Annotated in this window: 14 protein-coding genes; 4 read left to right on the top strand and 10 right to left on the bottom strand. The window is 44.4% G+C overall.

Translation table 11 applies throughout. From position 1 onward, the window contains the following. Nucleotides 1-158 precede the first annotated feature (158 nt). Both EKM75_RS12345 and EKM75_RS12340 read right to left on the bottom strand, forming a co-directional pair. Nucleotides 159-3,386: a mucin-binding protein gene (locus EKM75_RS12345; protein WP_164508802.1), complete on the bottom strand. Its 3,228-nt coding sequence runs from the start codon at nucleotides 3,384-3,386 to the stop codon at nucleotides 159-161. 380 nt (nucleotides 3,387-3,766) lie between these two features. After that, nucleotides 3,767-4,168 carry a hypothetical protein gene (locus EKM75_RS12340; RefSeq protein WP_125694929.1) on the bottom strand — a complete coding sequence of 134 codons (402 nt, stop codon included), beginning with the start codon at nucleotides 4,166-4,168 and terminating at the stop codon, nucleotides 3,767-3,769. 278 nt (nucleotides 4,169-4,446) lie between these two features. On the opposite strand from EKM75_RS12340, the gene EKM75_RS12335 reads away from it, so the two are divergent. Further along, on the top strand, nucleotides 4,447-5,076 hold the full coding sequence (locus EKM75_RS12335) for a hypothetical protein (RefSeq protein ID WP_125694927.1): 630 nt from the start codon (nucleotides 4,447-4,449) through the stop codon (nucleotides 5,074-5,076). Between the two features lie 165 nt (nucleotides 5,077-5,241). On the opposite strand, the gene EKM75_RS12330 is transcribed toward EKM75_RS12335, so the two are convergent. From EKM75_RS12330 to EKM75_RS12310, 5 genes are all read right to left on the bottom strand, one after another. After that, complete coding sequence (locus EKM75_RS12330; protein WP_125694925.1) at nucleotides 5,242-5,673, bottom strand: hypothetical protein; 432 nt, start codon at nucleotides 5,671-5,673, stop codon at nucleotides 5,242-5,244. A gap of 301 nt (nucleotides 5,674-5,974) precedes the next feature. After that, the gene (locus tag EKM75_RS12325) at nucleotides 5,975-6,955 is read right to left on the bottom strand and encodes a DUF5776 domain-containing protein (protein WP_382339248.1); all 981 of its coding nucleotides are present in this window, start codon (nucleotides 6,953-6,955) and stop codon (nucleotides 5,975-5,977) included. 98 nt (nucleotides 6,956-7,053) lie between these two features. Then, nucleotides 7,054-7,971 (bottom strand): C39 family peptidase, encoded by a 918-nt coding sequence (locus EKM75_RS12320; RefSeq protein WP_125694921.1) that lies wholly within the window; start codon nucleotides 7,969-7,971, stop codon nucleotides 7,054-7,056. A 429-nt stretch (nucleotides 7,972-8,400) separates the two neighbouring features. Further along, complete coding sequence (locus EKM75_RS12315) at nucleotides 8,401-9,240, bottom strand: hypothetical protein (RefSeq protein WP_125694919.1); 840 nt, start codon at nucleotides 9,238-9,240, stop codon at nucleotides 8,401-8,403. Nucleotides 9,241-9,284: 44 nt separating this feature from the next. Further along, nucleotides 9,285-9,716, bottom strand: coding sequence for a hypothetical protein (locus EKM75_RS12310; RefSeq protein WP_125694917.1), 432 nt, complete (start codon nucleotides 9,714-9,716; stop codon nucleotides 9,285-9,287). A gap of 380 nt (nucleotides 9,717-10,096) precedes the next feature. On the opposite strand from EKM75_RS12310, the gene EKM75_RS12305 reads away from it, so the two are divergent. After that, nucleotides 10,097-10,408, top strand: a complete 312-nt coding sequence (locus EKM75_RS12305) for a helix-turn-helix domain-containing protein (protein ID WP_125694915.1) — start codon at nucleotides 10,097-10,099, stop codon at nucleotides 10,406-10,408. Here the strand turns inward: EKM75_RS12305 and EKM75_RS12300 are convergent. The 3 genes from EKM75_RS12300 to EKM75_RS12290 all read right to left on the bottom strand — a co-directional run bounded on the left by EKM75_RS12300 (nucleotide 10,403) and on the right by EKM75_RS12290 (nucleotide 12,101). Then, the gene (locus EKM75_RS12300) at nucleotides 10,403-10,630 is read right to left on the bottom strand and encodes a hypothetical protein (RefSeq protein WP_125694913.1); all 228 of its coding nucleotides are present in this window, start codon (nucleotides 10,628-10,630) and stop codon (nucleotides 10,403-10,405) included. The genes EKM75_RS12305 and EKM75_RS12300 overlap by 6 nt on opposite strands. 299 nt (nucleotides 10,631-10,929) lie before the next feature. Further along, the gene (locus tag EKM75_RS12295; protein ID WP_125694911.1) at nucleotides 10,930-11,502 is read right to left on the bottom strand and encodes a hypothetical protein; all 573 of its coding nucleotides are present in this window, start codon (nucleotides 11,500-11,502) and stop codon (nucleotides 10,930-10,932) included. A 53-nt stretch (nucleotides 11,503-11,555) separates the two neighbouring features. Continuing rightward, nucleotides 11,556-12,101, bottom strand: coding sequence for a hypothetical protein (locus EKM75_RS12290; RefSeq protein ID WP_125694909.1), 546 nt, complete (start codon nucleotides 12,099-12,101; stop codon nucleotides 11,556-11,558). Between the two features lie 814 nt (nucleotides 12,102-12,915). Here EKM75_RS12290 and EKM75_RS12285 point away from each other — a divergent pair. Both EKM75_RS12285 and EKM75_RS12280 read left to right on the top strand, forming a co-directional pair. Beyond that, the gene (locus EKM75_RS12285; RefSeq protein WP_125694907.1) at nucleotides 12,916-13,173 is read left to right on the top strand and encodes a hypothetical protein; all 258 of its coding nucleotides are present in this window, start codon (nucleotides 12,916-12,918) and stop codon (nucleotides 13,171-13,173) included. Between the two features lie 20 nt (nucleotides 13,174-13,193). Then, nucleotides 13,194-13,568, top strand: coding sequence for an acetyl-CoA carboxylase (locus EKM75_RS12280; protein ID WP_125694905.1), 375 nt, complete (start codon nucleotides 13,194-13,196; stop codon nucleotides 13,566-13,568). The last annotated feature ends 556 nt before the right edge of the window (nucleotides 13,569-14,124 follow it).

The raw sequence follows: 14,124 nt of genomic DNA, 5'->3' as shown, positions 1-14,124 counted from the left end.
TCAAAATCAGAATACAAAAAAGAGGTCCAATTCGAAAGTGAATTGAACCTCTGAAAATCCCTTCATCAACACCGGTTGACAAAGAGCCAAAATAAATTGGACGCAATAAAGGCCCGGGGACAATATCCCGGGCCTTTATTGTAATTGCAAGCTTAAACTTAGAAGCGACGTTTCTTCCAGCCCACGACACTAGTCAAAACACCTAACAGAGCTAAACCGATGACGGCCAACCCGTTACGTTGCTGTTCATTAGTCTGTGGCAACTGAGCCGCTTTCAAATCCGTCGTTGATGCCGTAGCCGGCTTCGCTACTGGCGCCGTCAAGGACTGAACCTTTGCCCCTTGACCACCGGCAGTGACCGTAGCACCAGCCTGATGGCCAGCTCCGCGGGTCGTCTTCTTATTCACGATAACCGCTTGGCCACCCTGACTTGGCTTGGCTCCCTTCGTCACTTTCGTTGGCTTCTTAGGTGCAACCTTAACAGCGGCTCCACCATTGTTGCCAGGAGTTGGTGTGGTTGGTGTCACTGGTGGCGTAACGGTTCCACCACCGTTATTACCATTGTCACCGCCACCAGATGTTGGATTAGCCTCATAGGTGACGACAAAACTAAGGTCGGCGGTGGTTGGTGCTACTGGCTGGGCCACCGTTTGTGTCAAATCGTTGGCTGGGTCAGTCGTTGAAACAACGTGCATCCCAGTCACACTTGGGTTCTTCACCGCAGCGAATGCCAGATTACTACCCGCTTGGTAAACCACCCAGCTAGTGTCAGTGGGTTTACCAGTGGCGTCTAATTCAGGCGTCGCCGTAGCATCTAATTTACTGTAGGTGACGGCGTCTTGGGTGACTTGGTCCGTCACTGTGGCAAAGTTCACCGTCTTAGTTACTGGCGCAGCAACTGTCTTTTGTTGCTTATCTTGATACGTGATCTGTTCGTGAACGGCCTGCTCAACGGTCTTAAAAGCGTGCGCCAACGTAATCGTGTAGTTCAAGTTAGCCGTAGCATCCTTGGCGAAAACAATGGCACTAGTACCGTCAGCATTCTTCGTGGTATCACTGACCACCGTGTATCCCTTGGCCAGTTCAGGTGCAATCACCGTGTTGGAATCAAAGGAACTGGTGGACCCAATGGCCCCCTTCAGTTCAGGATTGGTCGTCGCATCCAACACCTGAAGCGTCTTACCAGTGGTAGCATCCTTGATTGTCACCGTGGCTTTCTTAGCCTGGGCGTAAACCATCCGAACTGCTTGAATGTCGCTGACATAAGGAATATCAGCCGCCTGACTAATATCAGTCCAGGTCTGACCATCGGCACTCGTTTCTGCACCGGTGTAAACGTAGTCGTCAAAGTCCTTTTCATAATCGGTCAAAGCTAGTTTATCGGCTGACGTCCCCTTGTAATTGGCGGTCACGGCTGTACCATCCGCGTTCGTAATTGGTGTGTAGTTGCCACTGGCGTCCTTCACACCGTAACCAACTGACAACGTCCAGGGCATGACGTCCTTGTAAAATAGAATCGTCCAGTTCTTGGATTCGTCACCCAGCGTGGTACTCCAGGACGCTTGCGCATTGGCCTTGCCGTTCTTCGCCACGTAGTCGGAATACAGGCCCGTACCATCCAAAATCAGTCCGGAGAACGTGTAACCCTTAGACAATTGTTGGTTCAATAACGTCTGGACGGTTGCATTCTCTTGGACGTTCACACTTGACCCAATTTCCCCAGAAATCAGGGTAGCTGGCGCCAAGTTCAACTGTTGGCCGTTAGCTTGTAACAGCTGAATATTAACGTTTAAATCGCTGACATTGGCAGCCAATTCATACGGCTGAATGATGTAACCGGCGAAGTCACTGTTGGTGTCACTCCAGGTGGTGGACAGACTACCGTACGTGGAATCTGTACTATTTAATAAGTTATACCAGGTCAACGTGTTACTGTTCAGATTGCCGGCATCAGAACTAGACGGGTACAGAGAAGGATATGTCAGATCACTGGCATTATCAAAGCCCTGAATTGGCAGGTTGCTGGCAGTCAGGTCCTTAATGATAAAAGAAGGCGTCGTGTAGGTCAGCATTCCTGTGTCAGTTGTGTTGGCCTCTTTAGCCAATTTATCGCTGACTTTAATCGGTGCTAACAGCACGTGCTGCTTAATCAGGTTAGCGTTTGAAATCAAGAGGTTCTTATCCGTCGCCAGTGGTGAAATATCCGTGATCTGGTTATCGATCAAACCGACCGCAGTCAGCTTATCGTGATTTCCTAACGCTGAGATATCATTGATGGCAGCCATTGGTAACCGAACCTCACGTAGGTTCTTCAGGCCACTTAACGCCCGAATATCCCAAAGGTTGCTGTTCTTTTCATAAGTTCCATACGCTGCTAAACTAACATACATGTTCGGTGAAATATCTAATACCTGCAGGTTGACCGCATTTTGTAAGCCTTCAAGTGTCTGCATGGCCATGAGGCTCTGATAGTAAGTAGTTGGCTGATTGCCAGCTGCGGCTTGTAAATCATCGTTCGAATAAATGGACGTAAGCGTTGCTAACTCAGCCTTCGAGAAGTTGTTGCGAAAGTCAGCAATCGTGGCATACGTCTTGGCATAGTTATTCTGCCAGAGAAAGTATTGGAGTCCATAATCTGGCAGCCATTCATCGATGTACATGAGTTGGGTCCCGTACTTAGCCGACGTAACTGGATCAACACCCTTTGCGTCCTGGGCAATCTGGTTCGCATACGTCTCACCTAGCCAAGTGCCAGCTCCCTGCACTTGATGATCAGCATCATAGCCATCGACAACTCTTAAGTCCGTGTTATGCCCGGCAGAATCCTCGTGATTATAAGTATATTGCAATTGATCAGTCTTGCTGATGTTAAAGGCTGGTGTAGCAGCTACCTTGTTGGTTAAATCATCGGTATCCTGCACAGAAATCCCGGTCTTAACGGGTGTAGCGGTCGTCACGGCGGCTCTAGCAGCTCTAGCAGTCGGTCGTTCAACCGGTGCCGGTGTCGTTTGACCAGATGAGGTCTCCTTTGTCGTAACGATACCATCGTTAGCCGGCGTGCCACTATCAGCTGGCTGGACGGGCGTAGACTCAACTACTGGCTTCTGCGGAGCGGCTGGTGCTGGTGTCTTATCACCATTATCGCTACCAGTCGACTTGTCCGTCGCTGGCGCAGCCGGTAGTTTGGCTTGCGTACCGCCAGTCATTGACTGACTGGAAGTAGTTACGGTGGTGGTTGGCGCGTTATCATCAGCCTGTGCGGTCTGACTTGCCTGTGGCCCAGCGACGATACCCACTGCCATACTGGTGACGGTAATCCCAGCAACTAGCCAGCCTTTATGTGATTTGTACATCTTGAAATGTGTTTTACGTTCATAATCCTTCATGATTGGTCCCCCTCTTAACATGACCAAGCTCAGGTAATGTGATGTCAAATATAGTCGTTACCTCTGTTATTACTACCCATTATAGGCAGTTTGTGAGAGACATTCAATCCCCTAAAACGTTATTGTTACCGAATATTATTGCAACGTTAAGTGAACCCCCGTTACGCTTAGCTCTACGGACGGGGTGTGGGTGCTCATTTTTTTATGACCTGGTCGTATTTAGGTGAGTAAAACGTAAAACTTTATGTAGGGAATAAACATTTATCGAATCACACCATTATTTTCTAGTGCGGTTACAGGGTCAATGCTGCCACCGCATCTTAAGGTTACTAAAACCCATCGAGAGCTTAATTGGTCTCAATGGGTTGCTTACGGTAAATCTACTTGTGTGCGTGAACCGACTCTCTGTAGAAAATAATCTTATACCCGAACACCCGTAAGTTCTTGCCCACCCGTTTCACTGGCATTTTCAATTTTCTACCGCCCTTAAACAAACCATTGGCGTACGCATCGTAGCGTAGCAGATAACTATGACGATGAAGCCTCTTATAATGGACGTTATAGCCAACTTGGGTGGGCATCCCCGAGGCTCCAAAGACCAGAGCCTTAGCCCGGAAAGTACATCCCATGGTTAAGCTCGCCCCATATTCTTTGGTCCCAAAATTACCGCGGATTTCCTTGGGAACCCCTTTATGCCAGGAACTTGCGTCGGCTGAGCTACTACTAAGACTGCCTACGCCGATGCTTGTGACAACTGCTAATGCCAATAATATATTTTTCATCTTCTCATGATTCTCCCTCTTAGATGTCATCTACCGAACACGCCAATCATAGCATGACCATTGCCCCACGCCCGTCAAGAAGACTTCACCAAGGAAAATTAGATATTATGTTAATTATTTTTAGTCCACCCCATAAGTTCGCCATCCCAGTTATACTGCGTAATGACCGGACAATTAATCTATGGTAAGCTAATTTTTGCTCGCTATTTTCGGGAACTATTATTGAGTTTGACGAGTCCGCCAAGCTTACAGGCTGACGGTCAAACATGGAGGAAAAGATGAAAAAATTAGTATTAAGCACCTTAGCAATTGCCTCATTTTTGTTATTAGCAGGTTGCTCACATTCAGATTCAACCGCGCACAAGGGGCCGAGTAAGGCGGAGATTCAGGCAGCTAAAGTCAAACAAGCTGGAAAAAAGCTGAAGGCGACCCCCAGCGATAAAAACTACGAAGCGTTACTCAAAGCGGCGCTAGGGGCCAAGCACGTGGTCACAATCAAGACGGCAGAAAACGGCTACAAGGTCGCTAAGATCACGGGATACAAGCTGAAGCAGGCCAAGGAATACAAGGCTTTCAGCAAAGCCATTCGATCAACCTTTGCTCAGGTTAAGCAGACCAAGTACACCACTAAGGGATTGGGCTTCGTTCAAAAAGGGAAGGATGATTTCACTCAGTTTACGTTTGCCTACTCGGCTAAATCAATTGCCAGTGGTGAGCCTAAGCAATCGGCTTTTGATTCAGCCGACAACGCCATCACACCGATCTTTGATACCGCTGATTCGTACTATATTGAACCTATCTTCGGCTCAGACAACGATTTGAATCCTGACTACGGTACCACAGAAAATGGACCGCTAAATCAGCAGAAACGGTCATTAAATTCATTCATCATGGAAACTTTTGACTAACATTTCAACTTCCAAATGTGCCCTAAAAGCCTACTAACTACTTTGACGTAGCTAGCAGGCTTTTGCAATTCTCTCACAACGGGCTTCGACTATACCATCTCAGTAAAACACACGAAAAAGCACGATTAACCAGATACCGGCAACCGTGCTTCTCAGAATGATAGTCTAATACTTGTGGAAAACGTTGCTGTACCCAAAGACCTTAATGCTCTTCTTGCCAACCTTGACGACGGACATCTTCAGCTTCTTACCGCCCTTGAACATCCCTGAAGCGTGGGCATCGTAACGAATAACGTAGTGATTATGCCGAGTCTTTTTGTAGTGCACGTTGTAGCCCTTTTGGACGGGCATGCCTGACCCCCAGAACCAGATAGACTTCGCCCGAATCTTAGTCTCCATCATCAGGTCAGCCCCGTAATGCTTGGTCTTAAACTTACCACGGACACTCTTAGGCGTCCCCTTGTGCCATTTAACGGTCGTGCTCTTGTGCTGGAAGGTTGTCGTCGTTGACGCCTGAGCAGTCGTTCCACCAATTCCTAGCAGAAGTAACGCGGCCACACCCAAGGCCAGTAACATGTGCTTCGTTAATTTTTTCATTATAAACCGCCACCTTTAAAATTTTAAAGATCAGTAAACCTTATGTAGTTTCCACCAGTTTCCCATCTTATATATTTAAGAACAAGATTAACCATAGCACTATTGGGCCATAAATACACTAAAAAAAATTGCCGTTTTCTTCATATTAGGTTGGCTGTTCACCAGCATCGACACTGGTAAATCAACCTAAATTCATCGCAAAAGAAGAGAATCAATTCGAAAATAAATTGACTCCCCTTCACGACCACTCCATCAATATCCATCGACAAAGCGCCGTTACACCTATCAAACTGTTTAAAGCTTAATGGAAAACACGCGCGATTCCCGCCACGTTTGAGCGTTGACCGTTCTTGATTGGTTGAACCATGATGCGTGGTGGCCAGCTTTCGATGACCTTACCTTTGCCTAAGTAAATAGCAACGTGCCAAATCGTGTGGGTGCCAGGTTGGTAATAGAAGACCAAGTCGCCGCGTTTCTTGTGACTGTAAGCAACGTGTTGGAACTTCTTGCTAGCCCACAGGTTACGGGAATTCCATTCATTGCCTGGGTAAGCGTGATGGATGGAACTGATTGGCTTGGTGTTGATACCACCCGCATAAAGCGCCTGCATAACAAGGCCAGAGCAGTCCGTGCCATAAACTGGCTTGGAGGAAGAACCTACCAGGTAAGGATTTCCCTTATACTTGTATGCTTGCTTGATCATTGCCTCGATATGGTCAGTCCGGCCATTCCAAGCATGGGCACCTAATGGCGCGACGTATGAATCAATGCTCTTCCAGCTAGACTTAGAAAATCCGAGTTTGACCCAGGTCTTTTCGTTCACCGTCCCCGTGACCTTCAGGTGATGTTTACGTTGGAAATTCTTGACGGCATAGACCGTTGCCGAATTGTACTTGTTGTAACCATTAGCGGTGCCTAAGCGGCGCATGATCTTCCAAGTCTTGATGCCTTCGTAGCCCCGCTTGACCGTATACCCGACCTTACCGTAAGGTTTGATCTGCTTGTAATTGACCTGATAATACTTTTTCGGGTTTTGGTAGCCCTTCGTCTTAGCAACGAATGCCTTGTTAGCAGTCACGTATTTGCCAGTGTTGGTCTTTAAAACGGGCGCGTGCCCCTTGACCGTTACCACCTTAGAAATCTTGGCATAGTGGTCCTTATGAACCGTAGCCGCGTGATGTTTCTTAGCAGCGTCCTTGTAATAGGCCACCGTCTTCTTAACCCGGATGATACCAGGGTTAGTGGTATAGTAACTGGTCTTAGCTTGCGCCGTGGTCGTCATGCCCACGCTGGTCAGACCGGCGACGACGAGTAATGTGGATAGCCATTTTTTCTTCATTACGTTCTACTCCTTTGTAAGATGATTGAATGAATACCAAATTAGTAACTCAAAGCCCGATAAGCATCATGCTTGCGGTGCTTATGCAGACTAGCTAGGGTCATGCTGGTTTTTCGCTTGGTCCACGGATCATTGTAGTAAGCCCGCGTACTGCTGTAGCCTGAAAGCGTGATGGCATGGTTTACAAAGCCATCGACCCCGGCGACCCAGATAACCACGGGATGACCCTGATTAATTTGCGCTTTCATCTGTTTAAATGAAGCCCCGGTCATGTTCTTGGCCGAGCCGATATGATGCTTAACGGTCTTCATGAGGCCTTTAGGATAGATCCACCAGCCAGAACGTCGATAAGGACTGCCAACGAATCCCTTGTTGGGGTTGGAACTCCGCGGCATTTCTTTAGCCAGCGACATCTTGCTGACCTTAGCCCCGGCGTACTGGAGCATCATGGTCGTCGCCGTGATTTCACACCCAGTAGGAAGTTCTGGACGTTGGGCAATCAAGGGAACGTTGAGCCACCGATAGGACTTGACGGTCCCGTTGCGGTGAATCCAGCCCGTTTGGGTATGCTGGTAAGTAAATTTCAACCAAGTCCCATCCCCCATTTTTTCTTCGCGGGTAACGTGGACTTTTTTATTTGCGTAGTATCGTCCAGTCGAAATAGCTTTCATATTCTTAGCTGAAGACTTGGCCCCACCCGTTTGGTACACCTGGTAGTTGTGCTTTCGGTTAGTCCCGATTTTGGTGTAGTAGTTAACCGTCTGCTTACCAAAGACCTTGCGGTAGGTCACTGGTTGTTTCGGCTGGGCCTTGGGCTTAGCTTGGGGACTCGACGTTGTTGACGAATCAGCAGATTCAGACGAAGTGGTAGCGGTTGCCGCGTGAGCCACGCCACCGGGTACCATGCCCAGAAAGAGGCCTAGTCCAACAACGGCCAGGCTCTCGATAAGTCGTTTCATGTAAGCTCCCACCTTTGTATGCAGTAAATTGGTGTAGCGAGGTTTGAAGGTAATGGTGTGTGCGTGAAACGCTGTTAGTACAGCATCAGGCAATCAAAAATCCCTAATTAAAGTGCACTTAAAGAGGCTGGGATAAAATTCCAGTCTCTTTTTAGTGCATGAGTAAAAAGATTAGGCTAGCTGTTATTGGGCGCCAAGAATGGCAGCGTTTGAAACCGCAGTATTATCTTTGGTTCAATCGGCACCAATTCCAATGACATTGCAGTCAACATCCAATGAAATGTCACGGCTTTACCGGCATTGTATGAATGATTACCCACCGAGTTGAGGGGTCCGTATTGAGATAAATATAATTAACAGCTTTAACAGCTATAACAGTGCTTAATTTAGGAGCCTTTGACAGGCTGAATTCCGCCCATTAGCCGACAGCTATTTAACGTGCACACTCTTAGTGGCGGTTACGCGAGAGAAATGGCCATGTGAATAATAACCAATGGTGGCACTGACTTTCTTGGCCTTAGGCGCGTAAAGTTTTTGACTGAAACGGTGTGCACCGTTCAGTTTTGCATAACGGGTTCCCTTATACGTCTTGATCTGAGCATAGTTGGCTTTTTTGCCTAACTTCACAGTCCCAGAAACTTTAACGTATTTCTTAGAAGACGTCTTTTTAGCGGTCAACTTGGTGATCTTGCTTTGAACGCTTGGGACACCAGTCACCTTATCCGGCCGGATGTTCGTCTCAAAGTATTGAATGAAATCATCACCAAGATAGCCAATGCTATCGGAATCAACATTATTTTCGGCAATTTGCTGATCAGCGTCATCAATATCATTATTGAGAGCATTTTGGTAATCAAAGTCTAAACGTCCCTTGAACTGAGCATAAACAGCCAACATTGCCTGATAGTCCTGCTTAAATGCTGGGGTCACCTGACCGTTTCGGCCAAGTTCACTGACCGCGTGTGTTGCCAGAACATGCATGACGTCCGAGAAGTCAGCGTAGGTACCATACGCATTGACCGGCTTTTGTTCCATACGCTTAAAGAAGGCAGCATTGAGTTGTTGTTGTACTTTAGGACTGGCCTTTTTAACAATTTGTTTAACGCTATTTTCGTCATCCTTAAAAACTTGATAACTGATTGGCGCGTCTTCATTGTTATAGGCTTGTGCTTGGGTCGTGAACGTGGGAACGGTGGTGATGACGACGCCCCCTACTAAAATGCTGCTCAGTAAGATGGTCGTCGCTTTGTTTATCCAGTTAAATTTCATGGCTGGTTCCTCCTAAAAAATTGCTGTTATTATGCAATGAATGATTAGTTCTTAGTTCTGTGATAGTAAGGCTTGTTTGCAAATGCCATGGTTTTCGAAATCTTTAGGCGATTATGACTAAACGTTTTGATGTAATAGCGAACATGCTTGCCATTCCGGGTAACGCTTTTGATTTGATAAAGGTGTGAGCTAAGCTTGCGAGATGGTACCCGCCACATCAGCAGAAAGGTGATTTTCCCACTTTTTTCTGCAGGCCAGTTGGGTTTGCGAATTTCGTTGTACACGACGTTTTGGGCAATGTTGAGTTCGTTATAATGGTGCTTAACCGTTTTCGTACGAAACAGACCTCTAACCTTTTTGGGAGTTCCAAATTGCCATTTGGCTGATGCTGATGCGGTTGCTGGCGATCCCAGTAGGCTGGCCCCCATGACAACTAATGTAATAGTGAGAATAACTGCAATAAGTCTTTTTTTCATAAGTTTGGTTCTCCTTCAGTAATTAACTTTCAGTTTTGAATCAACGATTATTAAATGTATCAGTTTCCGGTTTCAAAATATCTAAGTACCGACAACTCACGAGGATGCCACAGAAATTAACCTAACGATGCGAGTTGCCCTAAACCGCTGCTTCAGGTCAAAAACACCCGTTTAAACATTCCCACGATTTTTTGATTCATAGATCACTCCTCCTAACCGATAATTTTCCACTTACTTCAAAATAAGTGATTATAGTACAGTATAGAGCAAAACTGTATTATTTTCCTTATTTTTTAGCTAAAACAATCTTATTTTCTCTGTTCATGGTATAAAGACTCTATTATGGTTAGCTTTAACGCCATATTAGGAGATAGCCAATCATGCAAACCTCAATTAGTAAACTAGTGAATCAGAAACGACGATCATTAGACTTGACCATTGAAAAATTAGCTGAACGAGCTAGCGTTTCCGTTAGTTTAATATCACGAATAGAGCGTGGAGAACTCGAGAATATCAGCCTTAACAAGTTGCAGTCGATTGCATCGGCTCTGAACCTAACACTGAGCGATTTCTTCACAGATGACTCACTAACTGGCATCCATACTTTAGAATTAATTGCCTACCTAAAGTCCCTGCCAGAAGAGCAACGCGAGACTGTCGCGGAAAGTGTTTTGAAGATTTTAAAACTATAGTTGGTACTTCTGAACAATTAGGTTGGCAATCTCGGTGAGCGTATACTTACTCGCGTACATCTGATACTCGGCTACCAGATCAATCACACCAGTAGTCAGCCTAATTTCAAAAATACGAAATCTTCTGTAATCAAGACGATGACCCGAACCTTGGTCGATAAGAAACTTCAAATCTTGCAACAACTGTAATTTATTTAACAACGGATCTGCTACCTTTTCCATACGCTAGTCACTCCCCAAAAATTAAGCAAAAAAATAAGCTAACTTCAACCGAATTGGTTAAAGCTAGCTTAACGCCGCCGCTAAATAAAAAACAGACTTGTAAAAATCTGAAAATTAATTTGGTGTTGTGGCAGGTAAATTTGTTTAAGTAAATTAATTTTAACATACGTGTCAAGTCCAACGCAAACCTGAAAACAAAGGGACAGAGACTGCCGAATTTTTCGGTTAGTCTCTGTCCCTTTTTATGTCTGTTTACAACATTACTGGTAGAACTTTGCGAGTCAGATAGACTGGTCAATCTAGTCCCAGACTGAAGGCATTTTGCCACCACCAGCACCACGGGTTCCCACGCGGGCATAATATTCTTTTTTTGATTCAGATTCAGCTTTGGCATTAGCACTTGCCGCGGCCTGCTTGTTTTTAGTCGACTTGGTTGGCTTAGTAGTCGTTTGCTTTACCACTTTGGCACTAGAACTAGTTTTAGTAACCGCGGTTGCCTTTTTAGCACGCTTAACCTTTAAATCAGACTTTTTAACCCAGCCAGCAGCTTTATGCTTAGAGGTCGTCAAATAGTAGTAAACCAGCTTTTTCTTACCTTGACGGTAAACCTTGGTTTGCTTGGTGCGCTTCCAGGTTGATTTGGTATAGTTCTTCAGGTAATGATTGGTCTTCAAGGTCAGCTTCTTGGCACTGCCCCTAAATTTATAGGTCTTACCTTTTTTGTTTCGGACAACGTAATTGACCTTTTTAGCTTTAACAATCTTAGTCCGACGATATTTGGCACTAGCATTAACTGGTGTGGCAGGGACTAAACTACCACCGAGCGTTAATATGGCGGCAAAGGCCGTAAACACAACATTTATTCTCTTCAATTTAAAAACTCCTTTGATTTTTGCCAGATAGCAAATTTCAACATGACATTATGTTATTTGAAGTAAATACTAGCTGTATCAGGAAATTGTGCTGGATCACCTAACCCATTAAGAGCAGCGCCATCAGTACTGTGTGCATAATGCGTACGACCCGTGTTTGTTAATGTTCGATACCACGTGTCAAAATCAGCCTCAACATGCTCGGATGCTTTAAAGGTCTTAACTGGCTTCATGTCCGTTAATTTAACCCAACCACCAGCATGCTTCTTTTTCGTAATTGGTGTCATATAGTAATAGACCATCCAACTACCTTTGTGCTTAATCTGAGTGATTTTCGTTCGAGTCCACTTATTCTTCTTATAATTCTTCAAATAATGATTGGTCTTCAATTTTACGTTCTTAGTAGTACCCGTCATCTTGTAACTCCGGCCCTTAGTATTCTTGACCCGATACTTGGCATGGTTCCACGTACTTACTTTTCGAATCCGACTATAACCAGTCTTCGTTGCAGCTGAGGCAACAGCGCTTGGTACCACTGTACCGCCCGCCATGGTTAATGCCATCACGGTGGTAACTAAAATGTGATTCATTTTCTTCATTGTTAAAAACTCCTTTGATTTTGATCCTACCCTCTTGAGTCCAGTTGGGCGTTTGTTTGCTTTAAGCAAGCTCTAAACCTTAATTCAGCAGTCTCAATAAGTCATCCATATCTCGCGGCTGTACAGTAATTAAGTTCCTTAGTTTGATACTTATGTAATTACACTGCCAAATTATCGGCTTCATAATTCACTTATAGCTTACACCAGCTTTATCGTTATTAACCCTATTCATCTATAATAATCACCTTTATTCATCACCACTCCTAAATAATAATTTACTAATCCTAATAGTTCAATTAAATTTTAATGTATTGGGCTAATTAGTCCCTTTCATTCAAAAAATTAAGACTTTAGCCCTCATTCTGTTATTTTTGAACAAAGACGACTACCGGAATAGATTTGACGATACTCTAGCTACGTTCAGAAAAGCTATCGACCTCTTGATAACTTTCCAAAAATAAACAGCAGAACCAAAAAAAGCATGCCCCCCTTTAAACAGAAGGTCGTGCTTTTTGGTAGGAAACTACTTGATTTTAAACCAAATTCGACTAGGTATAGCCCCTCGAAATGCCGTTTTATTAGCGTTCAAGACTTAACTTGTTTATGGGAATTATTCCCACTCAATAGTCGAAAACTGCTCTTAGGGTTGCTGTAGCAACCTCTATTTTTCAAGGTGCCAGCTAGGTGTCAGGAGTCCTCAATAAAACATAAATATTACCTATTATCTCTCATTAATTCTGCTCAATTATACCCAATTGAATCGAGCTTGACCACAAGAACATTTGTTCGTATAATCAAATATGAGGTGATAGCTATGGAACAACAACCACTTAATGGAATCCTTGAAAGCGACCCCCGAACTATCAAACTAAGCCCCCTGCTTCCTTATGTAAAGATACGTGACTCCAAGACAAACGAGCTAATCAATTGTTTAGTACACGTCCATGCCTTAGATTTTCTCTATCGTGCAGAGAAAGGATCAACGGCTGCGCTGTTTGGCCATTATAATAGTAGAAAGCAGTTTGTGATCACTAAATACGCATTCTGCGCTACAACTGTGGCTACAGCATAATGATGATGAGGTGATATTTAGTGATACAAATAGAAAATGATGCAAAAGTTATTAATGAGAGAATTGACGCAAGCTTCAAACGGCTCATCAACACCCGTTATCAGATTAATGTGGTTTTCAATCACTACTCCAACACGTTCAACTTTCTTATGTATGTGGCCCATCCTAAGAAGCGTTCTCGCTCAATCCCCTTGCACACTGTAGAGACAGATGATCTTGTCTATCTGGAATCGCTAATCAAGCAGATTCGAGCGCACACCCAACTGACCATCACTTATACTGATTTTGTCGGCGAAAAGTGGCCATCAGACTTGCGACCTATTCAAAAGACATCAGCGGCTGGTGATGATACCCAGTATCTGAAAGTGCACGAAAGTACACGACTCAACGGCTAATTTAAGAGTAAAAATAGCTAATGTGTACCAAAACATGCACCATTATATCAATTTCCACCGATTTTCACCGTTTAATCAAAAATAACCCCCCCGTCAAATCAACGTTTTACGGGGTTCCGTGATAATTAACACACTTAATTGAAGGAGAGTACAGGTCTTAAATCTATTGTCATCAAAAACAGCTATATCACCCTATTATAGCCATTAATCGACGCTTATTATTTTTTCTGGCTACGAATTTGGCTACGGTTATCCTAAAATAACGATGTTTATTTGCCTTTTCAAAACGTTATTCTGCGTAATCATATATGTGATACACATATTGAAAATAATCCTAAGTCTTCCACCTTTTTTAATAATCAATTCATCACATTAGAAGCATATTATTTATGTTTAAAATCAGTTGTGATATCATTAACTTTGTTTTTATTTAGGGAGATGTTTTCACTTGGGCAAATTCTATAATTAATCCGAACAGAAATTAAAAAGCCCAAAGCAATCACTTACAATGGTAGTAGCTAATTCCAACCAATATAGGGAGTGATTACTTTGGGTA

The organism is Levilactobacillus tongjiangensis (assembly GCF_003946345.1).
GTDB lineage: Bacteria > Bacillota > Bacilli > Lactobacillales > Lactobacillaceae > Levilactobacillus > Levilactobacillus tongjiangensis.
The sequence above is the reverse complement of the archived record's forward strand: the minus strand, read 5'-3'. Positions and strand labels throughout refer to the sequence as shown.

Coding starts and splice junctions, on each gene's coding strand:
- EKM75_RS12345 (WP_164508802.1), bottom strand. CDS start 3,386: ATGAAGGATTATGAACGTAAAACACATTTCAAGATGTACAAATCACAT.
- EKM75_RS12340 (WP_125694929.1), bottom strand. CDS start 4,168: ATGAAAAATATATTATTGGCATTAGCAGTTGTCACAAGCATCGGCGTA.
- EKM75_RS12335 (WP_125694927.1), top strand. CDS start 4,447: ATGAAAAAATTAGTATTAAGCACCTTAGCAATTGCCTCATTTTTGTTA.
- EKM75_RS12330 (WP_125694925.1), bottom strand. CDS start 5,673: ATGAAAAAATTAACGAAGCACATGTTACTGGCCTTGGGTGTGGCCGCG.
- EKM75_RS12325 (WP_382339248.1), bottom strand. CDS start 6,955: ATGACGACCACGGCGCAAGCTAAGACCAGTTACTATACCACTAACCCT.
- EKM75_RS12320 (WP_125694921.1), bottom strand. CDS start 7,971: ATGAAACGACTTATCGAGAGCCTGGCCGTTGTTGGACTAGGCCTCTTT.
- EKM75_RS12315 (WP_125694919.1), bottom strand. CDS start 9,240: ATGAAATTTAACTGGATAAACAAAGCGACGACCATCTTACTGAGCAGC.
- EKM75_RS12310 (WP_125694917.1), bottom strand. CDS start 9,716: ATGAAAAAAAGACTTATTGCAGTTATTCTCACTATTACATTAGTTGTC.
- EKM75_RS12305 (WP_125694915.1), top strand. CDS start 10,097: ATGCAAACCTCAATTAGTAAACTAGTGAATCAGAAACGACGATCATTA.
- EKM75_RS12300 (WP_125694913.1), bottom strand. CDS start 10,630: ATGGAAAAGGTAGCAGATCCGTTGTTAAATAAATTACAGTTGTTGCAA.
- EKM75_RS12290 (WP_125694909.1), bottom strand. CDS start 12,101: ATGAAGAAAATGAATCACATTTTAGTTACCACCGTGATGGCATTAACC.
- EKM75_RS12285 (WP_125694907.1), top strand. CDS start 12,916: ATGGAACAACAACCACTTAATGGAATCCTTGAAAGCGACCCCCGAACT.